Origin of the sequence: Lentzea sp. NPDC042327 (assembly GCF_040647275.1) — a bacterium.
Classification (GTDB): Bacteria; Actinomycetota; Actinomycetes; order Mycobacteriales; family Pseudonocardiaceae; genus Lentzea.
In genome coordinates this window covers 423,243-445,145 of the sequence record NZ_JBEZBX010000001.1, presented here as the reverse complement: position 1 = coordinate 445,145, position 21,903 = coordinate 423,243, and the positions used below count along the sequence as shown (strand labels likewise).

The 21,903-nt window shown below is 72.6% G+C and carries 24 protein-coding genes; 9 read left to right on the top strand and 15 right to left on the bottom strand.

All coding sequences use genetic code 11. The features are described from left to right. Positions 1-64: 64 nt before the first annotated feature. Together AB0A63_RS01685 and AB0A63_RS01680 are read right to left on the bottom strand one after the other, a co-directional pair. Positions 65-1,195: a BMP family ABC transporter substrate-binding protein gene (locus tag AB0A63_RS01685; protein WP_360384964.1), complete on the bottom strand. Its 1,131-nt coding sequence runs from the start codon at positions 1,193-1,195 to the stop codon at positions 65-67. Between the two features lie 133 nt (positions 1,196-1,328). After that, positions 1,329-1,886, bottom strand: a complete 558-nt coding sequence (locus AB0A63_RS01680) for a helix-turn-helix domain-containing protein (protein WP_360384156.1) — start codon at positions 1,884-1,886, stop codon at positions 1,329-1,331. A 99-nt stretch (positions 1,887-1,985) separates the two neighbouring features. On the opposite strand from AB0A63_RS01680, the gene AB0A63_RS01675 reads away from it, so the two are divergent. Further along, complete coding sequence (locus tag AB0A63_RS01675) at positions 1,986-2,867, top strand: NmrA/HSCARG family protein (protein WP_360384154.1); 882 nt, start codon at positions 1,986-1,988, stop codon at positions 2,865-2,867. An 85-nt stretch (positions 2,868-2,952) separates the two neighbouring features. Next, positions 2,953-3,684, top strand: a complete 732-nt coding sequence (locus AB0A63_RS01670; RefSeq protein ID WP_360384152.1) for a hypothetical protein — start codon at positions 2,953-2,955, stop codon at positions 3,682-3,684. Between the two features lie 6 nt (positions 3,685-3,690). On the opposite strand, the gene AB0A63_RS01665 is transcribed toward AB0A63_RS01670, so the two are convergent. Continuing rightward, the gene (locus AB0A63_RS01665; RefSeq protein ID WP_360384149.1) at positions 3,691-4,014 is read right to left on the bottom strand and encodes a hypothetical protein; all 324 of its coding nucleotides are present in this window, start codon (positions 4,012-4,014) and stop codon (positions 3,691-3,693) included. Between AB0A63_RS01665 and AB0A63_RS01660 the strand changes: the two genes are divergently transcribed. Then, positions 4,000-4,302, top strand: coding sequence for a hypothetical protein (locus tag AB0A63_RS01660; RefSeq protein WP_360384146.1), 303 nt, complete (start codon positions 4,000-4,002; stop codon positions 4,300-4,302). The two genes, AB0A63_RS01665 and AB0A63_RS01660, sit on opposite strands and share 15 nt — an antisense overlap. On the opposite strand, the gene AB0A63_RS01655 is transcribed toward AB0A63_RS01660, so the two are convergent. Further along, positions 4,271-5,554: a PQQ-binding-like beta-propeller repeat protein gene (locus AB0A63_RS01655; protein WP_360384143.1), complete on the bottom strand. Its 1,284-nt coding sequence runs from the start codon at positions 5,552-5,554 to the stop codon at positions 4,271-4,273. The genes AB0A63_RS01660 and AB0A63_RS01655 overlap by 32 nt on opposite strands. 217 nt (positions 5,555-5,771) lie before the next feature. Between AB0A63_RS01655 and AB0A63_RS01650 the strand changes: the two genes are divergently transcribed. Together AB0A63_RS01650 and AB0A63_RS01645 are read left to right on the top strand one after the other, a co-directional pair. Beyond that, entirely contained in the window at positions 5,772-6,416 is a 645-nt protein-coding gene (locus tag AB0A63_RS01650; protein WP_360384140.1) for a TetR/AcrR family transcriptional regulator, read from the top strand. Positions 6,417-6,549: 133 nt separating this feature from the next. Then, positions 6,550-7,647, top strand: a complete 1,098-nt coding sequence (locus tag AB0A63_RS01645; RefSeq protein WP_360384137.1) for a ricin-type beta-trefoil lectin domain protein — start codon at positions 6,550-6,552, stop codon at positions 7,645-7,647. A 42-nt stretch (positions 7,648-7,689) separates the two neighbouring features. On the opposite strand, the gene AB0A63_RS01640 is transcribed toward AB0A63_RS01645, so the two are convergent. Beyond that, the gene (locus AB0A63_RS01640; RefSeq protein WP_360384134.1) at positions 7,690-10,449 is read right to left on the bottom strand and encodes an EAL domain-containing protein; all 2,760 of its coding nucleotides are present in this window, start codon (positions 10,447-10,449) and stop codon (positions 7,690-7,692) included. Positions 10,450-10,652: 203 nt separating this feature from the next. Between AB0A63_RS01640 and AB0A63_RS01635 the strand changes: the two genes are divergently transcribed. Further along, complete coding sequence (locus AB0A63_RS01635) at positions 10,653-11,813, top strand: beta-ketoacyl synthase N-terminal-like domain-containing protein (protein ID WP_360384131.1); 1,161 nt, start codon at positions 10,653-10,655, stop codon at positions 11,811-11,813. 13 nt (positions 11,814-11,826) lie between these two features. Here AB0A63_RS01635 and AB0A63_RS01630 read toward each other — a convergent pair whose 3' ends face one another. From AB0A63_RS01630 to AB0A63_RS01600, 7 genes are all read right to left on the bottom strand, one after another. Next, positions 11,827-12,756, bottom strand: coding sequence for a PDR/VanB family oxidoreductase (locus tag AB0A63_RS01630; RefSeq protein WP_360384128.1), 930 nt, complete (start codon positions 12,754-12,756; stop codon positions 11,827-11,829). After that, the gene (locus AB0A63_RS01625) at positions 12,753-12,911 is read right to left on the bottom strand and encodes a hypothetical protein (RefSeq protein WP_360384125.1); all 159 of its coding nucleotides are present in this window, start codon (positions 12,909-12,911) and stop codon (positions 12,753-12,755) included. Before AB0A63_RS01625 ends, AB0A63_RS01630 begins: the two co-directional genes overlap by 4 nt. Continuing rightward, positions 12,908-13,942: an aromatic ring-hydroxylating dioxygenase subunit alpha gene (locus AB0A63_RS01620; protein ID WP_360384122.1), complete on the bottom strand. Its 1,035-nt coding sequence runs from the start codon at positions 13,940-13,942 to the stop codon at positions 12,908-12,910. The genes AB0A63_RS01625 and AB0A63_RS01620 overlap by 4 nt, the downstream gene beginning before the upstream one ends. Before the next feature lie 105 nt (positions 13,943-14,047). Further along, on the bottom strand, positions 14,048-14,767 hold the full coding sequence (locus AB0A63_RS01615) for an IclR family transcriptional regulator (protein ID WP_360384962.1): 720 nt from the start codon (positions 14,765-14,767) through the stop codon (positions 14,048-14,050). A gap of 403 nt (positions 14,768-15,170) precedes the next feature. Next, positions 15,171-15,914, bottom strand: coding sequence for an ATP-binding protein (locus AB0A63_RS01610; protein ID WP_360384119.1), 744 nt, complete (start codon positions 15,912-15,914; stop codon positions 15,171-15,173). Then, the gene (locus AB0A63_RS01605) at positions 15,911-16,396 is read right to left on the bottom strand and encodes a hypothetical protein (protein ID WP_360384116.1); all 486 of its coding nucleotides are present in this window, start codon (positions 16,394-16,396) and stop codon (positions 15,911-15,913) included. The genes AB0A63_RS01610 and AB0A63_RS01605 overlap by 4 nt, the downstream gene beginning before the upstream one ends. 326 nt (positions 16,397-16,722) lie before the next feature. After that, a complete protein-coding gene (locus AB0A63_RS01600; RefSeq protein WP_360384113.1) occupies positions 16,723-17,751 on the bottom strand; it encodes a GAF and ANTAR domain-containing protein in 1,029 nt (342 codons plus the stop codon). A gap of 346 nt (positions 17,752-18,097) precedes the next feature. On the opposite strand from AB0A63_RS01600, the gene AB0A63_RS01595 reads away from it, so the two are divergent. The 3 genes from AB0A63_RS01595 (at position 18,098) to AB0A63_RS01585 (ending at position 19,398) form a co-directional block, all read left to right on the top strand. Further along, entirely contained in the window at positions 18,098-18,286 is a 189-nt protein-coding gene (locus tag AB0A63_RS01595; RefSeq protein WP_360384110.1) for a hypothetical protein, read from the top strand. 285 nt (positions 18,287-18,571) lie between these two features. Continuing rightward, the gene (locus AB0A63_RS01590; protein ID WP_360384960.1) at positions 18,572-19,135 is read left to right on the top strand and encodes a M15 family metallopeptidase; all 564 of its coding nucleotides are present in this window, start codon (positions 18,572-18,574) and stop codon (positions 19,133-19,135) included. Between the two features lie 92 nt (positions 19,136-19,227). Continuing rightward, positions 19,228-19,398: a hypothetical protein gene (locus AB0A63_RS01585; RefSeq protein ID WP_360384107.1), complete on the top strand. Its 171-nt coding sequence runs from the start codon at positions 19,228-19,230 to the stop codon at positions 19,396-19,398. Between the two features lie 13 nt (positions 19,399-19,411). Here AB0A63_RS01585 and AB0A63_RS01580 read toward each other — a convergent pair whose 3' ends face one another. From AB0A63_RS01580 to AB0A63_RS01570, 3 genes are read right to left on the bottom strand one after another with little or no spacing between them, the layout of a single operon-like run. Beyond that, positions 19,412-20,227 carry a hypothetical protein gene (locus tag AB0A63_RS01580; RefSeq protein WP_360384104.1) on the bottom strand — a complete coding sequence of 272 codons (816 nt, stop codon included), beginning with the start codon at positions 20,225-20,227 and terminating at the stop codon, positions 19,412-19,414. Positions 20,228-20,273: 46 nt separating this feature from the next. Further along, positions 20,274-20,840 (bottom strand): DUF305 domain-containing protein, encoded by a 567-nt coding sequence (locus AB0A63_RS01575; protein WP_360384101.1) that lies wholly within the window; start codon positions 20,838-20,840, stop codon positions 20,274-20,276. Next, positions 20,840-21,898 carry a DUF1996 domain-containing protein gene (locus tag AB0A63_RS01570; RefSeq protein WP_360384098.1) on the bottom strand — a complete coding sequence of 353 codons (1,059 nt, stop codon included), beginning with the start codon at positions 21,896-21,898 and terminating at the stop codon, positions 20,840-20,842. Before AB0A63_RS01570 ends, AB0A63_RS01575 begins: the two co-directional genes overlap by 1 nt. Between the last annotated feature and the right edge of the window lie 5 nt (positions 21,899-21,903).

Below are 21,903 nucleotides of genomic sequence, written 5' to 3'. Positions count from 1 at the left end.
ATCGGGCACCCTCACACCGGGGCACCGGTCAGGTGACGGTGCCCCGGGAACGGGTGCGCCGCGGTCAGGGCTGCTGCGCCACCGTGATCTTGCCCTCGACGATCTGCGCCTTGTACGCCTCCAGGACGCCCTTGAGCTTCTCGTCGACCTTCCCGCCCGACGTCGCGTAGCCCATGCCGTCGACCTTGAGGTCGAAGACCTTCGGCAGCGACGCGAGGTCGTTCTTCGCGGCGGCGCGGTAGAAGTCGTACACCGCCACGTCCACGCGCTTGAGGCTGGACGCGACGATCACGTCCCGGTTGGCGGCCAGCGCGGGCTGGTTGTACTGGTCGGCGTCGCAGCCGACGGCGAGGACACCCGCCTGCTTCACCGCGGCGAAGACACCGATGCCGGAGGCGCCCGCGGCGGGGTACAGGACGTCGGCGCCCTTGTCGATCAGGCCCTTCGCGACCTCCTGGCCCTTCGGCGGGTCCTGGAAGCCGGTGAAGTCGCCGGCCGGGGTGATGTACTTCTTGTCCAGCTTGACCTTCGGGGCCGCGGTGCGCGCGCCCTGGGCGTAGCCGGCCTCGAACTTCTGGATCAGCGGGATGTCGACACCGCCGACGAAGCCCACGTGGCAGTTCTTGCTCTGGTACGCGGCCACGACGCCGGCCAGGAACGCGCCCTCCTGCTCGGCGAACACGAGCGGCGTGACGTTGGGGGCGCCCTCGACGGCCGAGTCGACCAGGCCGAAGCGGACGTTCGGGAACTCCGGGGCCACGACCTTCAGCGACTCGGTGTAGGCGAAGCCGACGCCGACGATCGGGTTGAAGCCCTCGCTCGCGAGCTGGCGCAGGCGGGTCTGCTTGGCGGTCTCGTCCTCGTTGGGCGCGGCGGAGAGCTCGCGGGTGTTCTCCTTCTTCACCCCGAGGTCCTTGATCGCCTGGTCGAAGCCGAGGGCGGCGAGGTCGTTGAACGACGCGTCGCCGCGGCCGCCGATGTCGTAGGCCAGGCCGATCTTGAGCGCGCTGCCGTCGACCTTCTCGCTGTTCTTCGCGCTGGTGCTCGCCGCGGGGGGTGCGGTGGGCGGGGTGGCGAGCTCGCAGGCCGCGCCGGTGGACGTCGACGCGGTGCCGCCGCCCCCGGAGTCCTTCGCGCAGGCGCTCACCACCATCAGGCTGGTCAACGCGATCGCGGCAACGGCGGTGCCACGCATACGACGGCGCACGGCTCGTCTCCTCACTGCTCGGCGAACGCACCCCGATGGCGGTACCGGGGGCACAGCGACGGACGCTACCTCGCCTCCCGATCGTTCCGGGTGAACGCTCACCTGCTGGGACCACCCCCGCTCAGCGGGAGGGGCCGATCCCCGCCACGGCGAGCGCGAACAACCGGTGCGCCGCGGCGGCCGGGTCCTGGTGCCCCTCGGTGGCCATCGCGATCCCCACGACCAACGTCACCAGCTCGACGACCGTGACGTCCCGCGCGACCGCGCCGTCCTCGACCGCCTTGCGCAGCAACGGTTCCGCCGCCTCCTCCAGGGCTCCCGCGCACGAGTTGCCGTGCACCGGGTCGCCCTCGTAGGCCAGTGCCGTGGCGAGTCCGCGTGCGGTGACGCAGTACGCCACCACCTCGGTCAGCCACGCGAGCAGCGCGTCCCTGCTGTCACCGGTCCCCGTCAGCTCGCGGGCGCGGTCGCACAGTGCCTGGACCCGGTGCCACGACACGGCTTCCAGCAGCGCCTGGCGGGTGGGGAAGTGGCGGCGCACGGTCGCCGAACCGACGCCGGCGACGCGGGCGATCTGCTCCAGCGACGCGCTCGCGCCGTGGGCGGCGACCTCTCGCTCGGCCACGGCGAGGATCCGCTCGTGGTTGCGCCGGGCGTCGGCGCGCTGGTTCTCGACCATGGGAACCTCGTGCTTGCGTAAACGGCGGGGGCCGCCATATCGTAGCCGAGCGATAAACGGCGGGCCCCGCCGTTTACGTTCTCGCTGTTGAGGAGTGTCATGTCCGCACCAGTTCTGGTGACAGGAGCCACCGGCAAGCAGGGCGGCGCCGCCGTCCGTGCGTTGACCGCGGCGGGTGTTCCGGTGCGCGCGCTCGTCCGCGACCCGGACGCCGATCGCGCCAAGGCACTGGGGGTCGAGCTCGTGGCCGGCGACCTGGACGACCGCGAGTCGCTGTCCCGTGCCGCCAAGGGCGTCCGCGCGGTGTTCTCCGTGCAGATGGCCGCGCTGACCGAGCGGGGGTTCGACTTCGCGGGCGAGCTCGCGCAGGCGGTCACCCTGATGGAGGTCGCACGGGAGCAGGGCGTCCGGCAGTTCATCCAGACCACGGTGGACGGTGCTGACCGGGAGGTCGTCGACGAGCGCTACCCGATCAGGGCCGCGGCGATGACCACCAAGGCCGCCGTCCAGGACCGGTTGCGCGCGGCCGGGTTCGAGCGCTGGACGCTGCTCAAGCCCGGCTTCTTCATGGAGAACTTCCTGCCGTCGTCGGCGTTCCTGTTCCCGCGCGGCGTCGAGGGCGGCCTGGTCAGCATGGTCAAGCCCGCGACCCGGCTGTCGCTGGTCGCCGTGCGGGACATCGGCACGGCGGTGACCGCGGCCGTCGCGGACCCGCAGCGGTTCGACCGGGTGGAGCTGGAGCTCGCGAGCGACCACCTGTCGATGACCGAGATCGCCGCGGTCCTCTCGGAGGTGCTCGGCCGGGAGCTGGCCGCGCCGGACCTGACGCAGGAGCAGGCGTTCGCCGCCGGGATGCCGGAGATGGGGGCCGGTCACGACCGGTTGAACGAGACCCCGATGGTGGGCCGTCCCGAGTTCGCCCGGGAGCTGGGGCTGCCGCTCACGAGTTTCGCCGAGTGGGCGCGGCAGGAGTTGCGCTGACGGAAGTGGACCAGTGGCGGAAGTCCTTTTCTGTCACTGAATTGTCCATTCGCCGGCACCGCCGGTAGCACTAGCATCGAATGCCGTGAAGGTGCGTTGGCGGCGCCGCGGCCTGCCGCGAGTCTCGTTGCCCGGCAGGTCCCCGGTCCGGTGGCTCGTCACGGCGTGTGGTCTGGGCGTCCTGGTCGTGGCGCTCATCGGTGGTGCGGAGCCCTACCGGCAGACGCGCGAGTTCCGCGCGGTCGCGGCGTGCGAGCAGGGTGGGGGCGGGTGCTTCGAGACCGAGCGGGGTTCGATCGCCGACCGGCGCACTTACACCACGACGTCGACCCAGACCGACGCCAACGGTCACTCGACCACCACGACCACCACCCACTTCGAGGTCACCTGGCAGCGGGCCGACGGTTCCCGGCGGGCCCGCGACGTGCCGTCCGACTTCTACTCCAAGGCCCGCGAGGGCGACGCGGCCGAGCTGCGGCTGTGGCGCGGCGAGGTGGTCGGCGTGCAGGTGACGGGCGCGGAGGCCTGGTTCCTGCCCACGTCCGGCTCGACCCTGCGCTGGTGGCTGCACCTGGGCTTCCTCGGCCTGGGTGTGCTGCTGTGGGGGTTGTTCCTCGGGTGGTGGGACGGACTGTTCATGCTGGCGTTCCGCACGTTCGCCTGGATGTTCCTGAGCTTCGTGCCCGTGTCCGCGACGACCCACGCACTGGCGTACGGCTGGCCTGGCGGCTGGGGACTCGTGGGCGAGCTCGCAATGGCCGGGGTGTTCACGGCCATCGCGGGCGGGATGCTCTACACCTCGCTGGACGGGTGGTGAGAGCGGTCAGGCGCAGGCCGGGAACAACCGGCGGGTGCCGGGACCGGTGTGGGCGGCGCGGTCGGTGAACCGGCAGCCGAACGCGGCGGCGGCGACGGTGCCGCGGTCACCCACCGCGTCACCGGCCGGTCGCGTGCCCCGGCCTGCCCACGCCACGAGGTCGTCCCACGCCGTGCCGACCTCGGCCGGCGAGAACTCGCAGTGGTCCACGGTCCGGATCGCCCGCTGCACCAGCCACCGCGACTGGCCGTTGCGGGCGACGTCCGCGCGGTAGTCCTGCTCCATCGAGAACGGCACGAACAGGTCGCCCAGACCGTGCAGCGAGATCACCGGCGCACCGGGCCTGCCGGTGATCCGCGGCACCTCGGTGAGCGCGGGGGACAGGCGCGAGCGCCAGTCCCGCGGCGCGACCCGCTGCACCGCCCGCTCACCGCCACCCAGCAGACGCTGGGCAACGGCAGCGGGCCGAACCTCGTGGTCGCCACCGCACCGGCCGGGTCGTCGTCGCAGGCCGCGCTGGCGCTGCTCGCCCAACTGAAGGCGGCGAGCAGCACGCCGGACCGGAACGCGCGTCCCGGCCGCGTCGTCAGCGGGTCGGACCCGTCCACCCGGCGGTGATGCGGGCGATGCGGACGCGCTGCGGGTGGTCGCCGACCGGCACCGAGACGATCTTCTGCCCGGAGGCGAAGTCGATCGCGGTGATCTGGTCGGAGCCGCTCTCGGAGATCACGCACGCGCGGCCGTCCCCGCTGACCGTGGCCCAGTAGGGCTTGGCGGCGGTGACGAGCGGGCCCTGGTCGAGCGTCGCGCGGTCGACCACCGCGGCGTAGTCGTCCATCGTCCCGGCGACGCAGAGCTTGCTGCCGTCGGGGCTCATGGACAGGCCGTGGTGGCGCGAGTCGTTGACGAACGTCTTGCGGTCGTCGCTCGTGTTCGGGTTCTTCGGCAGCGTCTTCACGCGGGTGACCCGGTCGGTGGCCACGTCGTACTCCACGAAGCCGTTGAAGAACGACACCTGGAAGTACAGCTTCTGCTGGTCCGGGCTGAACACCGCGGGCCGCACCGAGTTCGACAGGTCGCCGCGGCCGAACGCGTCGAGCCGGGCGCGCATGTCGATCGTCTTGACGGTCTGGAACGTGGTCGTGTCGACCACGGTGATGTGCCGGTCGCCCTTCAGCCAGTCCTGGTCCGGGGCGTCGAAGTCGTTGTTGACCTCGCCGATCGACATGTTCCAGAGGTAGCGGCCACCGTTGGTGAAGACGTTCTCGTGCGGCTTGTCGCCGGTGCGGAACGAGCCGAGCTGGCGGCCGGTGTCGATGTCCAGCACGTGCACGGTGTTGGAGGTCGACGCCGACACCGCGACCCTGGTGCCGTCGGGGGAGACGGCCATGTGGTCGGAGCGGAAGCCCGACACCGGGAACCGCCACCTGACCCGGCCGGTGGCGAGCTCGATCGAGACGACGTCGGCGAAGCTCGGGCGGGAGACGACCATGGCCGTGCCGTCGGGCGTGGCGTACATGTCGTCCACGAACTGGTCGTGGCCCTCGCCCGGTCCCTGCCGGATGCCGAGGAAGAACGCGAGCTTGATCGGGTTGAGGTAGATCTCGGTGAGCCGCTGGGTCTTGTCGGGGATCACGTTGAGGCGACCGATCCTCGCGAAGTCGCCGGTGGACTTGACGACGTCGGCGGTGCCGTCCCAGTTGTTGCCGACGAACATCACCTCGCGCAGGTCGGGTGCAGCGCCCGCGGCGGCGGCCGGCGTGGTGACGCAGGCGGCGAGAACGGTCACCGCGGCGGCGACGCGGGTGACGCGGCGCGTGAGAGCGCTCCCGGAAAGGGCTTTCCGTGCAGGGTCGGAACTGGCGGTCATCGCTTCTCCGAGTGAAGTCGGTGCCCCGGGAGGGGCGGGAACGCGGGCGGGCTCCGCGGCCGGGACGAGGTTCGCAGGGTCTCGGAGGGGAACTCACCCCGTGGGAAGATCTGAAATCGGCCGAGTTCAGATCTTGCTACTGGATAGTAGGGTCGGAGTGACGCCGACCACAAGACCCGCGGGGCGCAACCGCCGCGGGCCAGTCGACGGAGGTGCCGTGGCAGGCAGGATCACCCCGGCGGAGGGGCGCTACGGCGGCAAGGACGCGGCGCAGCGACGGGAAGAGCGGCGCGAGCGGTTCCGGCAGGCCGGTCTGGAGATGTTCGGCGCGGGGCCCGGTTACCGGGGCACCCGGCTCGGTGACCTGTGCAAGGCGGCGGGGCTGTCCAGCCGCCAGTTCTACGAGGAGTTCCGCACTCTGGAGGACCTGCTCGCCGACCTGCACCTGCACGTCAACGACGTGGCGGCGGGCGCGGTCGCCGAGGCCCTGCCGCGGCTGCTGCACCTGAGCACGGCCGAGTTCCTGCCGCTGGCCGTGCGCGCCTACGTGAAGGGCGCGTGCGCCGACCTGCGGCATGCCCGCATCGCCTACGTCGAGGTGGTCGGCGTCAGCCCGCGGATGGACCGCCAGCGGCTCGAACGGCGCGCGCTGTGGGTGGAGCTGATCGACCGGCTGGCGGGGGAGGCCGTCGCGCGCGGCGAGATCCCGCCCGGCAACCACCGCACCACGGCCGCGGCCATCATCGGCGCCGTCAACGGGCTCATGCACGACTGGGTCGTCGGGTGGGTCGACGCGACGCTGGACGAGGTCGCCGACGAGCTGGCCCAGATGGTGCTGGGCCGGTACCGGGTCGCCGGATGATGTGAGCGCTCACAGCGTCGCGTCGAGGATGTCGAATCGATTCGATGGTGACAGGCCCGCGTTCTTGACGTGACCCGGCGCGGCTCTGCAATGTTAACGCTCACTTAACGTTGTGCTGCGAGGGGAGAACGCGATGCCGAGGAAGTCCTGGCAGGCCGTCTGGGCGGCTGCCGCGGTGGTCGCCGCCGCGCTGCTGCCCGCCACACCGGCGGTCGCCGAGTCCAACGGCGGCACGCGGGTGATGCCGCTGGGCGACTCGATCACCGAGGGCACCCAGGTGCCCGGCGGCTACCGGATCGGGCTCTGGCAGCGGTTCGGCGGCGGTGGGTACCGGGTGGACTTCGTCGGCTCGCAGTTCAACGGCCCCGCCTCGCTGGGCGACCACGACCACCAGGGGCACCCCGGCTGGCGCATCGACCAGATCGACGCGAACATCACCGGCTGGCTGCGCAACACGACCCCGCGCACCGTGCTGCTGCACATCGGCACCAACGACGTGCTCCAGAACTACAACGTCGCCGGCGCACCCGGCCGCCTGTCGGCGCTGGTCGACCGGATCACCGCGACCGTGCCGAACGCCGACGTGTTCGTCGCGACGATCATCCCGCTGGCCAACCAGTCGCAGGAGGCGGCGGCGCGCTCGTTCAACGCCACGGTCCCCGGCATGGTGCAGAGCAAGGTGAACGCGGGCAAGAAGGTGCACCTCGTGGACATGCACGCCGCCCTCACCACCGGCGACCTGATCGACGGCGTCCACCCGACCGCGACCGGCTACGACAAGATGGCCGCCACCTGGTACTCCGCGCTGCGGGCCGTGCCGGGCGCCATCGGCGACCCCGTGGCCGCGGGCAAGCGGCTGGTGGGCGTGCCCTCGGGCCGGTGCGCAGACGTGCCGGGGTCCAGTACGGCGAACGGCGCCCAGGCACAGCTGTGGGACTGCCACGGCGGCGCCAACCAGGGCTGGACGTACACCGCGGGCAAGCAGCTGGTCGGGTACGGCTCCAAGTGCCTCGACGCCTACGGCTGGGGCACCACCAACGGCACGAAGGTCGTGACCTGGGACTGCTCCGGCGGCGCGAACCAGCAGTGGAACGTCAACGCCGACGGGACCATCACCAACGCGGCGTCGAACCTGTGCCTGGACGCCTCCGGACGGGCCACGGCCAACGGGACGCTGCTGGTGCTGTGGTCGTGCTCGGGACAGCCGAACCAGCAGTGGCGGCTCGGGTAGCCGCTGCGGGGCGGGTCGCGGCCGGACGGCTCCGGCCGCGGCTCACAGGTCGGCCAGCGGCACCGGCCGGCCCAGCAGGAACCCCTGCGCCTGGTCGCAGCCCAGCTCCCGCAGCACGTCGAGCTGCTCGGCCTGCTCCACCCCTTCCGCGATGACGCTCAGGTCGACCGCGTGGGCCATGGCGATGATGCTCGTGACGATCGCCTCGGCCTCCGCGGACCGGCCCAGGCCCGACGTGAACGACCGGTCGATCTTGAGCGTGTCCAGCGGCAGGGTGAGCAGCTGGGCGAGCGAGGAGTAGCCGGTGCCGAAGTCGTCGATCGCGAGCCGCACGCCCAGGTCGCGCAGCGCCGACAGGGTGCGGGCGGCCAGTGCGGGATCGCGCATCAGGGCGCTCTCGGTGATCTCCAGGCAGAGCGACTCCGGGGGCAGGCCCGCCTCGTGGGTGGCGTGCCGGATGGCCGAGACGAGCCACGGGTCGTCGAGCTGGCGGGCCGACAGGTTCACGGTCAGCTGCAGGTGCGGGGCCAGCACGGCGAGCTCGCGGGTCGCGGTGTGCAGCATGTGCGCGCCGATGATGTTGATCAGGTCGCTCTCCTCGGCGAGCGTGATGAACTCGCCGGGGGAGATGAGGCCGTAGCGGGGGTGCGTCCAGCGCAGCAGGCCCTCCACGGCCGTGCGGCGGCCCGTGGCGACGTCGATGATCGGCTGGTAGGCGAGCCACAGCTGGTCGCTCAGCGGCGCGCGGCGCAGGTCCTGCTCCAGCTGCAGCCGGCGCTGGATGCGGTCGCGCAGCTCCACGTCGAAGAACGCGATGCGACCGCGGCCGTCGGTCTTCGCCCGGTACATGGCGAGGTCGGCGTCGCGCAGCAGGTCGGCACCGTCGCGGGCGTCGCTCGGGTCGGCGAGCACGATGCCCACGCTCGCGTCGACGTGCAGCTGCCGGCCCTGCACGGTGATCGGCCGGTTGAGCTCGGCGCGCACGTGGCCGGCCAGTGCGTGCGCCTCCTCGGGGCCGGCCACGCCGTAGGCGATGACGGTGAACTCGTCGCCGCCGAGCCTGCCCACCACGTCACCCCGGCGGGAGCTGCGGCTCAGCCGCGTGCCGACGACCCGCAGCACCTCGTCGCCTGCGCTGTGGCCCAGCGAGTCGTTGATGACCTTGAACTTGTCCAGGTCGATGAACAGCACCGCGGTGAGCCCCGAGCGGTGCGCCCGCGCGGCCGGGCTGAGCCGGTTGATCGTCACCGTGCGGTTGCACAGGCCGGTCAGCGCGTCGTGCGTCGCCTCGTGCTCCAGCCTGCTGTCCATCAGGCGGCGCTCGGTGATGTCGGTGAACGACACGACCGTCGCCGACGGCAGCCGGCCGTCCTGGTTGAGCGCGCGGGCGCTCAGCGACAGCCAGACGCGGGTGCCGTCCGGCCGCAGCGCGCGCAGGATGCGGCCGTGCTGCGAACGGCCCGTCGCCCTGGTGATCGCGGACGGGAACTGGTCCACCGGCACCGGACGGCCCGCCTCGTCGTGCAGCTCGGTCAGCGACGCCGCCTGACCGATGGCGTCCTGCGCGCGCACGCCGAGAATCCGTTCGGCCGCCGGGTTGACCGACTCGACCAGGCCGGTCGGGCCGACCACCAGCACGCCCTCCTCGATCGCGGCGACCACGGCCGTGAAGTGGCGCTCGGCCCGGCGGCGCGCGGTCTCGTCGGCGCAGATCAGCACGTAGCCGTCGGCCATCCGCGCCACGGACACCCGCACCGCCAGCGCCTCGCCGTCGGAGCGGTGGTGCTCCGCCTGGGCCACGCCACCCGCCTCCAGCACGGCGGCCGGGTACAGCGCGGCGCCGACCACGGCGCCGATGGGCTGGCCGATCGCATCGGCCGCGCGGTGCCCGTAGACGTGCTCGGCGCTGGGGTTCCAGCTGGTCACGACGCCGTCCGCGGTGGTGGCGATCAACGCGTCGCTGACGTGCGCGACGAGCGCGGCCTGGTAGGTCAGCGCCGCGGCGGCCGCCTTCTGCTCGGTGACGTCCCGCATGATCACCTGGAACGCCGGCCGGCCCTCCCAGGTCGTGCGCACCGACACCGACTCGACGTCCAGGGTGCCGCCGCCGCGCCGCAGCAGCACGGCGTCCGCGGGGTCGCTGGTCGCGCCCGGCACGGTCAGCTTCTCGATCCGCCGCAGCATGTCGGACTGCGAGTCCGGGTGGACGAAGTCGGTGATCGGCCGCCCGAGCAGGTCGCCCTCGGACTGCGCCCGCACGAACCGGACCGCTGTCGGGTTCGCGTACACGAGCACACCGGCCTCGTGCACCACGATCGCGTCCGGCGACAGGTCCACCAGCAGCCGGTAGCGGTCGGCGAGGTCGGCCAGCTCCTGCTGCTGGGCGTGCCGCCGGGTCACGTCCGCGGCGACGCCGACCAGCGCCCGCTCACCACCGCGGGCCGAGACGCGGGCGTGGAACAGCAGCCAGCGCCGGCCGCCGGGGGTCTCCAGCGGCTGCTCCAGCTCGAACTCCTGCCACGCCGAGGCCACCCGCGCCGCCACGGTCAGCGGCGCGACGAGCTCGGTCAGCCGGGCGCGCACGGCGTCGGCGTCCGCACCGGGCAGGCCGAGCACCGAGTCGAGGCCCGCCGTCCAGCCGAACCGGTCGGTGCCCAGGTCCAGCCACCACGCCACGGCGGCACCGACCGAGAGCGCGAGGTCGGCCAGCAGCTCGTGGTCGAACTCGGCGTCGCCGGTCAGGCCGCTCACGTCGTCGCTCCCAGATCCGATCGTCCCCCGGACTCGCGGTGGCGTGGCCATCGTGAAGTCCTACTACACACCGTGCCAGAGCCGCACCCGTCTGGCGTGAACACGGTGAGCCGTTATATCCGGTCGCCGGGAGCGACGGGCGGCCAGGGGTCCCGTCAACAGTCCATTGTAGACTGCCGATTGATGTGTTCGCGAGCCGACCGACCCGTTTATGCTGGTGTGAGGTGTCGGCCCTCGGTGTGGGGGAGCGGGATATGGTCGCGCGTGGTGTGGGTGTCTGCGGAATCGGCGTCGTCAGCGCGTACGGCTGGGGCCGCCAGTCGCTCTGGGACGGTCTGGTGAGCGGGAGACCGGCCGCCGTCGTGGTGCCTGAGCTGGCCCGTTTCCCCGGCGACACCGTCTGGGCTGCGTGCGTGGGCGAGGGCGGCGACCCGGCCGACGGGCCGAGCCGGTTCACCCAGGCCATGCGGGCCGCGGCCAGGGAGGCGGTCGAGGACGCCGGTGCGCGCGGCTGGCAGCCGGGCCGCCGGGTCGGTCTGCTGCACGCCGTCGTGCTCGGCGAGGTCGACCTGTGGCGCGAGTTCTACGTCACGCGCGGAGGCGATCTGCCGGTGCACGACTACCTGGCGTTGATGCCGTCCACCCCGATGTCGATGTTCATGCAGGAATACGGTTTCCACGGTCCGGCCATGAACGTCTCGGCGATGTGCGCGTCCGGCAACGCCGGGCTCATCACCGCCAAGGCCTGGCTGGACGCCGGAATCGTCGACGACGTCGTGTTCGTGGCGACGGACCTGTCCCTCACCCCGGAGAACGTGGCCCACTTCGTCCGCCTGGGAGTGGCCATCGTGGACGCCGAGCCGCTCGACGCGTGCCGGCCGTTCCAGCAGGGCAGCCGCGGCTTCGTGATGGGCGAGGCGTCCGTGGCGTTCGTCCTGTCGCGCCGCGCGTCCAACCCGTACGCGATGACGCTCGGCGGCGCGATGTCGCACGACGCCTACCACGTGACCTCGATCGACCCGCGGCTCGACCAGATCACCACCTGCTTCACCGACGCGCTCGACAACGCCGGCGTGAGCGCCGCCGACGTGCGCTACCTCAACGCCCACGGTCCCGGCACGGCCCAGTGCGACGCCGCCGAGGCCGCCGTGCTGGAACAGCTGTTCGGACCGGACACCGGCATCTACTCGGTGAAGCCGCTGACCGGCCACTGCCAGGGCGCCGCGTCCGCCGTGGAGGTCGCGGTGACGGCCATGGCCTACGACTGCGGGGTCGTCCCGGCGCCACCGGTCGTCGCACCGGGACACCCGCGGCTGCTCAACGGGCCCACACCGGTCGCGGACGGCATCACGATCAAGTCGTCGCTGGGCATGGGCGGGCACAACTCGGCCGTCGTGCTGGCACCACCGGCCTGAGCCGCGCCGCCGGTCAGAGGTCCAGCACCAGCCGCGGTGAGCGGGACCGGGACACGCAGATCATCATCACGTCGCCGCAGTCCTGTTCGGCCGCGGTGAGGACGGAGTCCCGGTGGTCCGGCACGCCGTCGAGCACGCCCGTCTCGCACGTGCCGCAGGTGCCCTCCCGGCAGGACGACAGCACGGACACCCCGGCCCGTTCGACGGCGTCGAGCACGGACTGTCCCGCCGGCACCCGCACCGTGGTCCCGGTCTGCGCCAGCTCGACCTCGAAGTCCTGCCGCGGTCCCTCGCCGGCGCCGGGCTTCGGCGCGAACCGTTCGACGTGGAGGGTGCCCTCCGGCCACCGCGCGCAGTGCTGCTCGACCGCGGCCAGCAGGCCTTCCGGACCGCAGCAGTACACGGCCGTGCCCTCCTCGGGTTCGCCCAGCAGCGCGGCCAGGTCCAGCAGGCCGTGCTCGTCCTCGGGGCGCAGCTCCACCGCGGGCAGGTGCTCCAGCTGCGCGCGGAACGCCATGGAGGACCGCGTCCGGCCGCCGTAGACGAGCCGCCAGTCACCTCCCGCCGCCGTCACCGCGGCGATCATCGGCAGGATCGGCGTGATGCCGATGCCGCCCGCGATGAACAGGTGCCGCTTCGCCTCGACGAGCTCGAAGTGGTTGCGCGGCCCGTGCACCTCGACCTCCTGCCCGGCGGTGAGCACCTCGTGCACGTGCCGCGAGCCGCCGCGGCCGCCCGGTTCGAGCAGGACGGCCACCTGGAGGACCGCGGTGTCGGCCGGGTCGCCGCACAGCGAGTACTGGCGCACCACCCCGTCGGCGAGCACCAGGTCGACGTGCGCGCCCGGCGTCCACCGCGGCAGCGGGTCGCCCGCGGGGTGCCGCAACGTCAGCAGCACCACCCCGTCGGCGACCGGTTCCTTGCGTTCCAGCAGCAGTTTCACGGCGTGTGCCCCGCGGGGTGGGCGAGCAGCCAGTCCCACAGCTCGACCGGGCCCTCGAACTCGCGTTCCGCCGCGCAGTGGCAGGTCGCGCGGAGCCGGTCGGTGCCGGGCACCCAGTGGACGCGGTTGACCCGCTCGCCGGTGAGCGCGTTCACGCCGGCTCGCACAGGCGCCCGAGCATCCGCCGCGCGGCCAGCCCGCCGGTGTCGATGTTGATCGACAGCTCCTGGTAGCCCTCCGGCTCGGACGCGATGACCTGCTCCAGCACGTTCAGCGCCACGACGTCCTGCAGCACGACGGTGCGGTTGCTCTCCGCGAGGAACGCCGAGACCTCCTCGTCGCCGAGCGCGAAGTCCCGTGCCACGGCCCAGAAGTCGTGCGTCGAGGTCTCGGTCTCCGGCGTGATCGCGTACACGACCTCGACGTGGAACGCGTCCGGGTCGGTGCCGTCGGGGTTCGGCGTGGACCCGACTGGCGCGATGCGGCTGTGCAGCTTGTACAGGCACGGCGGCGTGTACTCGATGTCCTGCCAGCGCGCGATCCGGCCCTCCAGGCCCGTCGACTTCGAGTAGAACGGCGGGCACTCCGCGTCGTCCATGTGCCGCGACACGTAGATGATGCCCGCGTCCTCGTCGACCTCGGTCGTGATCGGGGTGGACGCGACCTCCGGTGTGCCGATGTAGCCGCCGTGCAGGTAGGTCTCGTGCGAGAGGTCCAGCAGGTTGTCCACGAGCAGCGAGTACCTGGCTTGCAACGGCTCCATGCCGCACACCGTCGTGTAGTCCGGCGCGACGAGCCACGGCGCCCGCGGGATGCGCGCCGCGTCGGCCTTCTCCGGGTCGCCGATGAACACCCACACGAACGAGTCCTGCTCCACCACGGGGTAGGGCAGCAGCCGGGCCGTGCGCGGGATGCGGGTCTGCCCCGGCACGGCGACGCACCGGCCGCCCGCGTCGTAGGTGAACCCGTGGTAGCCGCACACCACCTGGTCGTCGACGAGCCGCGACGGCGCCTGCGACAGCGGGAACCGCCGGTGCACGCACCGGTCCGGCATCGCCGTCACCGCACCGCCACGGGTGCGCCAGAACAGGATCGGCTCACCGCAGACGGTGCGGCTGAACAGGTCGTGCTCGATCTCGGACCCGTACGCGGCGACGTACCACTGGTCGCGCGGAAAGCCGGTCATTCGGGCTCCTTCGCCGGTGTTGCTCCGTGGTGGGAGAGCACAGCGTGGCGGAGACCACCGCACGCGGCGAAGCGCCGTTTCCGGAAAATGGAAGCCCTGACGCCGTTAGCCGCAGAGCGCTCGGGAGATCGCCTGAGCGCTGGTGCGCACGAGCGGCGCCAGCGCGTGCGGCGTCATGGTGCCGTGCCGCACCACCAGCGACACGGCGGCGACGACCTCGCCGTGCTCGTCGTGGACCGGCGCGCCGACCGAGAGGGCGTCCATGGTCACCTGCCGGTCGCTGACCGAGAAGCCGTTCGACCGGACGGCGGCGAGCATCCGCCGCAGCTGGGCCGGATCGGTGACGGTCCTGGCGGTGTAGCGGTCGATCGGGCCGCTCAGCACGTCCTCCTGCACCTCGACCGGCGCGTGCGCGAGCAGCACCAGGCCGACACCGGTGGCGGTGAGCGCGAACCGGTCGCCCACGCGGGTCAGCACCGGCACGGCGACCGACCCCGCGATCCGCTCGACGAACACGACCTCGGTGCCCTCCCGGACGGCGAGCTGCACGTTCTCCCTCGTGACCTGGGACAGGTCCTCCAGGAACGGCAACGCGGTCTCCCGCAACCCCGGACCGCGCGGCGCGAGCGAGCCGAGCTCCCACAGCCGCAGCCCGATCCGGTAGAGCCCGTCCGCACCCCGCTCGGCGGCACCCCACGCGCACAGCTCCTGCATCAGCCGGTGCGCGGTCGACAACGGCAACCCGGCCCGCCGCGCGAGGTCGCTCAGCGTCAGCTCGCGGTGCTCGGCGTCGAACGCGTCGAGCAGTTGCAGCGCACGGCCGATGACCGGTCCGGTGGGACCGGTGGGCCGGCCTCGACGCGGGGCACTCACCCCGTCATCTTGCCGGAGCGGCCCGTGCGAGTGGCTTGAACCGGGGATCTTGGATTCGGGATGGCTTGGACCGGCCGTCGGTGGTCAGGTGCGGTGACCGGGGCGCGGTGACCGGGGTGCGGTGGCTGAATGTCGTGGCTGGATGACGTGACCGCCCCCGCCGCCTCAGTCGGCCTGCTGCTCCATCACCAGGATCGCTCCACCCGGCTCACCACCGTTGTTGCGCAACGAGCTGCACACGACCCGGACGACGACTTCGTGCCCGCGCCGGTTCACCGCGCTGCCGGAACCGTTGGGCGCCTTGCGGAAGACGCGCTGCTTCAGGTCGAGGCGACGGGCGCTTACGGCGGCAGAACTACCGGTTCACCCGCAGCGCCAGCACGGCCCACACGATCTTGCCACCGTCGAGGGACGGGGAAGAGCCCCAGGCGAGGGACAACCGGTGGACCAGCTCCAGTCCGCGGTGGCCCGGCTCGCCCGGCGGGGAGGACTCCCGGACGGGGGGATCGGGGTTGTCGTCGCACACGGCCAGGGACAGGCCGCTGGAGTGCAGCTCGATGCGCAGCACGGCCTCGGAACCGGAGTGCCGCACCGCGTTCTCGACCAGTTCGCTGACCACCACCAGTGCCTGTTCGAGCATCTCGGGCAGCCGCCACTCCTCGCAGGCGGTGCGCACCTCGTCGCGCGCCACCAGCGCGGCCAGCAGGGACTTCGGCAACGTCAGCCGCCGGTAGCGGCGCGGTGGCGGTTCCTCGGCCCGCCGCAGTGCCGAGGCGAGGTCGTTCTCCGTGGCCACGTGCCGGCTCACGCCGCTGCGCCGCAGCTCGTGCCGGTGCCGTTCGGTCTCGGTGACGAGGACCACGGGCACGCCGGGCCACTGCGAGACCTTCATCCACACGGTGGCGAAGACCGCCAGCATCGCCCGGCTCGCCGACTCGAAGTCCGGGCCGAGCCGCACGACGAGCGCGTCCGGCGCGACCGTCGCCTGTTTGAGCAGGCCGTCGCGCAACGCCGGGTAGGACGACAGGTCGAGCCGCCCCACCGGTGTCGCCACGACGACGCCGGCCAGGTCGGCCGTCCTGATGTCGATGTCGGTCACGCGGCGGCGCCCTCCCGCAGCTCGGAGCGCAGCAGGTGCTTGCGCAGGACCTCGGATGCCACCAGCGTCTCCTCCTGGTTGTCGTAGCGCGCCGCGGCGAGCTCGCGCCCGGCCTGCCGGGAGTGCGAGGCCATCCGCCGGGCGAGCGCGGTCTTCTCCTCCAGCGTGCGCAGCGCCGTCCACAGCGCTCGCTCCAGGCCGCCCATCTCCGCAGCCGCCGCCACGTGATCCATGTCGACGTGGTTGCAGCACGCTCTCCGGCATTCCGGAGCACAGGGCGTCGTCAGGGGACTGCACGAGCGCGAGGCCGTTCCCGTTTTTGACCACGCCGACCACCGCCGCACCTCTTGCCGCCGCGGCGGGCCGATGACGTTCTCCGTCGGCCCCTTCGCCAGCCGCAGCGCCTCGCTGCGGGCGAGGATCACCGGCAGCGCGGAGGAACCACCGGTTGAGGCTCCGACGACGAACAGGTTCCTGCGCACCTGTGCTCCTCAAGCTCGACGTCGTGCACGAGTACCCCGTGGTGCTGGTGCGACACCTCAGCCCGCCCGGCCGCCCGACCTGCACAAGCGCCGGGTCCCCGGTTCGACGGCGCCGCCGAGGAGGAATGCGGTCGGTTTCAGGAGGCAGCTCGGCTCAGTGGTTTCACCCTGAGGGGGAGTGCGCCCGTGCGTCCAGAACGTCCTGTTCCCGACGAGATTGCGTCCGTGCGTGTCGGCGACTCCGGTGCCGTCGTGGTCGTCCGGGTGCTGACACACAGCGACACGGCAGCGTACCTCCGTTTGGCGGTGTGCAACCACCGGAGCGGTCAGCGACCGGGAGCCGGCAGGCGGCCGGTCCTGGTGAGCTGCTCGGCGATGTCGCGCAGCTTGAGGTTGGTGTGCTGGCTCGCGCGGGTGAGCACCGCGAACGCCTGGTCCGCGGTGATCTGGTGGCGTTCCATCAGGATGCCCTTGGCCTGGCCGATCAGGTCGCGGGTCGCCACCGCCGCGCTCAGCTGGCTGCGTTCCTGGGCGGAGGCGAGCGCGATCGCAGCGTGCCCGGCGAACAGGCTGCCGACGTGCCACGACTCGTCGTCGAACGCACCCGTTCGCGCGGAGTACAGGTTGAGCGCGCCGAGGTCCTCGTCCTGCACGAACAGCTGGAACGACAGCATGCTGCCGACCTCCAGGTCCGCGGCCTTCCCGATGAACACGGGCCACCGGTCGTCACCGGCGACGTCAGGAACGGAGACGATCTTCTCGTCGTACAGGGCGGTCAGGCAGGGACCCTCACCGGACGCGAGCTGCGCCTGGTCGACCTCGCACGGCAGGTCACCGGTCGTGGCGACGGTCCGGATCTCCCTGCGGCCGAGCACGGTCATGATGCCCGCGTGCTCGGCACCCGGAATGGTCCCGGCCGCGGCGTGGACGATCGCGTCCATCGTCTCCTGCTCGCCGTGCTGCTGCTGGAGCGCACGGGCGATCCTGGTCAGGTGCGCAGCCAGGTCCGGTTCGCGCTCGGCGGGGAGTCCGAGGTGGCCCTCGCCCGGCGGGCCTGCGGTGTCGGTGGCCATGCGGGTGGTTACCCGGAACGGCCGCCGGTACACGGGTGCGGTACGGGTGCACGGAGTGGAACGGCGCATCCGTGCGCTGGAGTCGCGCCGGGCCCGGCTCAAGACGCGGGCCGGCAGGGCGTCGAGCTCGGGTGACGTCAGCACGGCCATGGCCGCGCCGGCCGAGGCGCGCCTGCACGCGGCGCAGGCACGACAGCGGTTGCGGGAGAGCCTGATCAGCTCCGCGCGTGCGCACGAGCGGGCAGCCGCTGTCCACACGCGTGCGGCGGAGCACGGGGGCATGGGCGTCGCGGAACACCGGGCCGCAGCCGCGCAGCACCGCCGTGGCCGACCGCGAGAGCGCTGCCAAATCGTGATCACGAAAACCCCCCAGTCCTCTGTGGAACCAGGCGTAGCACCGGACCCGGCAGGGAACTCCCGGTCCGCCGGGCCCGGTGCGCCGGACGCGGCGGCACCGCGCGTGTGGTCGGGCTGTGTTCGGCAGTGTTGTTCAACAGCCAGCAACCGCGCGGGTCCGGTAGCGCGGTGCGGATCTGCGTTCGCGCGGTCCGCACCGCGTTCGCCGGTTCAACGCGCCGCCGCCGGGTATGCCGCACGGACGGAAGCCGACCTCCAGGAGGAGAGTGCCGTGACGGGACCGGACCGGGACGAGGAGACGGTGCAGCGGGGAGCCGCGGAGGAAGCGAGCGGCACACCCCTGACCGAGACGGAGGCCGAGGTGTCACGGCGGCCGCCGAGCGACACCCCCGAGGACGTCCCCGACGAGGACGGCCGCGGGACCGGCGGCATGGGCCTCGGCGGTGACGACGTCGAGTGAGACCGGACGAGCCGGTGGTACAGCAGCGGCGGTTCGCCGGCCGCAGCTCGCGTGGTCGGGTGAGGTGGCCCGGCGCGCGAAGGAGCTGGAACGCGGCAACTGCGTGACCTGACCGGCCACCCGGCGCGGTCCGCTGTTCCCGGACGAGCGGTCCTCACGGGCACCCCGTCGACAGGTCGTTGCAGAACGAGCACATTCCGCGCGACGGCCGATCACATCGGCGCGGCATCGTCGAGCACGTCGGACACACCCGGCGCGCGACGACGAGGAGATGAACCAGTGGTGATGCGGGGACACGCGGGCGGCAACGGACTTCGCACCGCCTGCGCGGTGGTGCTCGTGCTCGTGGTGACGGCCTGTGCGACACCGCCGGAGGCCGGCACCGTCCACTCGGGAGGTGGCAGCTCCCGGGCGGACGGTGACGGCAGCATCCCGGAGAACGAGAGCATCTCGTTGCAGGACAACGACCACCCCGCCATCGCCAACCTCGACCCCGCACTGCTCGCGGCGGTGCGGGCGGCCGCCGTGGACGCCGCGGCGCGCGGGGTGGAGCTGAAGGTGACGTCGGGCTGGCGCAGCAAGCGGTACCAGCAGCGGCTGCTGGACGAGGCCACCGCGCGGTACCGCAGCGCGGAGGAGGCCCGCAAGCTCGTGCACCCGCCGGAGAAGTCGAAGCACGTGACCGGGCACGCCATCGACATCGGGCCGACCGCCGCCGCGGACTGGCTGATCCAGCACGGCGCGGACCACGGGCTCTGCCAGGCGTTCGCCAACGAGATGTGGCACTTCGAGCTGCTGACCACGCCTGGCGGCCAGTGCCCGCAACCGCAGGGCACCGCACTGGGCTGAACCCTTCCGATTCCTTTCACCGCCTCCACGGGTCCACACCCCCGAAGTGCCGGCGTCGGGTGACACCGGCCGGAGCCAGAGGGGGAAGGACAGTGGCCACCCGCACGTGGGTGCTCGTGACGACCGCGCTGACGGCGGTCAGAACGGACCTCGGCGCGTCGGTCACCGAGCTGGAGTGGACGGTCAACGGCTACGCGCTGAGCTTCGCCGTGCTGCTGCTGACGGCAGCGGCGGGGTTGCCGGAGCGGATCGGTCCCGGGTGACCGGCATCGGGCGTCAGGTGCTGGGCACCGGGTGCGCGCGGGTCCAGTCGTCCACGTGGAACGGTCCCGCTCCCTCCGGCACCAGCCCGGCCGCGTGGGCGGCGACCGCGGCGGGGACCTGCCCGTCGGCCAACCCGAGCCGGTCGCGGTAGTCCGCCGCGAACGCCGCCGCGACCTCCGCCGAGGACAGCCCCGGCGCGTAGTCGGCCAGCCCGGCGATCGAGCTCTCCCGCAGTCCGTAGCCCAGCGCCTGCGACACCGCGGTGAGCACGGCGCGGACCTCGTCCGACACGGCGACCTGGACGACGGTGCTGAACAGCGACCCGGTCGCGGTGACCCGCTGGGCCGAGCCCACGACCTTGGCGGTGCCCGCCACGTTGATGCTGTACTCGCCGGGGCAGTACTCGCCGTCGACCTCGCCGACGCGGGCGTCGACGTCACCGAGCCCGCGCAGCACCCGCACGTGGCTCTCGGCGTTGGCGGCGAACGTGGCGCTGCCGGCGTGCCGGATTCCGGTGGTGCGGTCGAGGTGGTCGATCACGACGGCACCGGCGTCGTAGGCGACCATCCGCCCGCCCGGCGAGCGCACCACCGTCGCGAACCCCGCCGCACGGGCCACCTCGGTGGCCTTCGCGATGCCGGGTGAACGGAGGTCACGGCCGCTGAACGCGACCGTCGGGCCGTGCGGCACGTAGATGTGGACGAGCTCCGACCACGTCGCGGTGGGGGCGCGCAGCAGCAGGGCCGGGACCACCAGCTCGGTGGGTGCGGGGCCGGTGCTGCCGGTGGCCAGCAGCCGGGGGAGGTCGAGGTCGTTCGCAGGAGACACGCGACGATTCTCGACCACCGCCCCGATGACCGTCGCGGTGAGCCGGTCACGACCCCAGCAGCACCAGGAACTCCGCCCTGCTGCGCTCGATCCGCGCACCCAGGTCGAGTGCCTGCCTGCTCGTCCCGGCCGACAGCTCCGCACGGGCGACGGTCCGCGCCTCCTCGCACTGGGTGCGCAGCAACGTCCGCAGCTGCCCGTCGAAGTCGGCGTCCCGCGCGCCGCCGGCCGCGGCCAGCTCGGCGGGCGTGATCATGCCGGGCATGTCGTGGCCCGCGTGCTCACCGGACTCCGGCCGGCCCGCCCGCGCGAGCACCTCCCTGGCCTGGACCAGCTCAGCTCGATAACCGGCACCGAACTGCTCGGCCACCGGACGCAGCGCGGAGCCGGGACGGCCGGCGACCAGCGCCAAGGCGGCCAGCGCCGACTCGTTCTGCGGGATCACGAGGTCCACGAACGCCAGGTCCGTCGCGGTCGGCCCGGCTGGCGACGAGACGGCAGGCGACGAGACGGCAGGCGACGGGACAGCGGCCGGTGGTGCCTCGGCCACCGCACCGCACCCCGTCGGCAGGACCGCCGCCAGCAGGACCACCGCGACGTGCAGGACCCGCACTACGGGCGGCCGTCCGGTCCGCACTTGACGATCCGGTTGATGCAGTCGCGCACGCGCTGCGCCATCTCGGCCTCGGGCCACACGTTGAAGAAGTCGCCGTGCATCGTGTAGCCGGGACCGGACGACAGCCTGAACCGCGCCGGGTCGCCGTTGGCCGGGTAGCGCAGCACCTGGCGCAGCTTCGGCACGGGCACGGGGTGCGTGGCCGGGCAGTCGCCCGCGACCGGGTAGGACATGTGGCTCTTGTGGTCGGCGGAGTCGAGGTCCTTGCCGTTCCAGCACTGCGGGAAGTCCAGGTAGGACTCGATCATCGTGCCGGCCGGGCAGTTCACGAAGTCCTTCGAGGCGCCGACATGGCCGGCGTGCAGGCACGACCAGCGCGACCGCGTGCTGTCGTCCGGCGCGGTGGCCTTGGCGTTGCCCGCGACGATCCGCAGGCCCCGCGGCAACGGCTGGGTGCGGGCGATCACGTCGTCGCGCACGCCCTCGCCGAGGTAGTAGAACGTGGTGCCGGTCGGCTCGACGGGCTGGCCGTCGACCAGCAGGGTGGGCACCCAGTACGACGACAGGTCGGTCTTGGGGCTGCACGTGCTCGTCGCGCCGCCCAGGCTCGTCACGTCCGAGCGGGCGTTGGTGGAGACGTTGCCGAAGAAGCTGTGCATGTGCGAGACACCGGGCAGGTTCGGGAAGACGATCGGGTCGTCCGGCAGCCGGTGGGTGAACGGGCACTCGGCCACGAACTCCGCCACGCGCACCGCGTTCGGCGGGATCGGCGCCTGCGGCGGCAGGGGAGCGACGGCCTCGGTGGTGGGCGGAGTGGTGGCCGGGGTGGTCGCCGGTGCGGAAGCGGGAGCGGGAGTCCCGGGAACGGCCGTCGCGGTGCGGGTCTGCGCGGCGGGCGTCGTGGTCGTGGTCGGCGCGACCGCGGCCGGCGGTGGCTTGGGCGGTGAGAAGAACATCGCGTTCGCGGTCACCGCGGACGCCGCGACACCGGCCACGGCGAGGACCGCGATCAGGACGCGCCTCCGCAGCCGTGACGGGGTGGGGGCGTGGGTCATCGGAA

What these genes read in the sequence shown, in the direction of transcription:
- AB0A63_RS01680 (WP_360384156.1), bottom strand. Translation starts at nt 1,886, where the DNA reads ATGGTCGAGAACCAGCGCGCCGACGCCCGGCGCAACCACGAGCGGATC.
- AB0A63_RS01640 (WP_360384134.1), bottom strand. Translation starts at nt 10,449, where the DNA reads ATGGCCACGCCACCGCGAGTCCGGGGGACGATCGGATCTGGGAGCGAC.
- AB0A63_RS01570 (WP_360384098.1), bottom strand. Translation starts at nt 21,898, where the DNA reads ATGACCCACGCCCCCACCCCGTCACGGCTGCGGAGGCGCGTCCTGATC.
- AB0A63_RS01590 (WP_360384960.1), top strand. Translation starts at nt 18,572, where the DNA reads ATGCGGGGACACGCGGGCGGCAACGGACTTCGCACCGCCTGCGCGGTG.
- AB0A63_RS01600 (WP_360384113.1), bottom strand. Translation starts at nt 17,751, where the DNA reads ATGCCCCCGTGCTCCGCCGCACGCGTGTGGACAGCGGCTGCCCGCTCG.
- AB0A63_RS01685 (WP_360384964.1), bottom strand. Translation starts at nt 1,195, where the DNA reads ATGCGTGGCACCGCCGTTGCCGCGATCGCGTTGACCAGCCTGATGGTG.
- AB0A63_RS01645 (WP_360384137.1), top strand. Translation starts at nt 6,550, where the DNA reads ATGCCGAGGAAGTCCTGGCAGGCCGTCTGGGCGGCTGCCGCGGTGGTC.
- AB0A63_RS01675 (WP_360384154.1), top strand. Translation starts at nt 1,986, where the DNA reads ATGTCCGCACCAGTTCTGGTGACAGGAGCCACCGGCAAGCAGGGCGGC.
- AB0A63_RS01635 (WP_360384131.1), top strand. Translation starts at nt 10,653, where the DNA reads ATGGTCGCGCGTGGTGTGGGTGTCTGCGGAATCGGCGTCGTCAGCGCG.
- AB0A63_RS01620 (WP_360384122.1), bottom strand. Translation starts at nt 13,942, where the DNA reads ATGACCGGCTTTCCGCGCGACCAGTGGTACGTCGCCGCGTACGGGTCC.
- AB0A63_RS01655 (WP_360384143.1), bottom strand. Translation starts at nt 5,554, where the DNA reads ATGACCGCCAGTTCCGACCCTGCACGGAAAGCCCTTTCCGGGAGCGCT.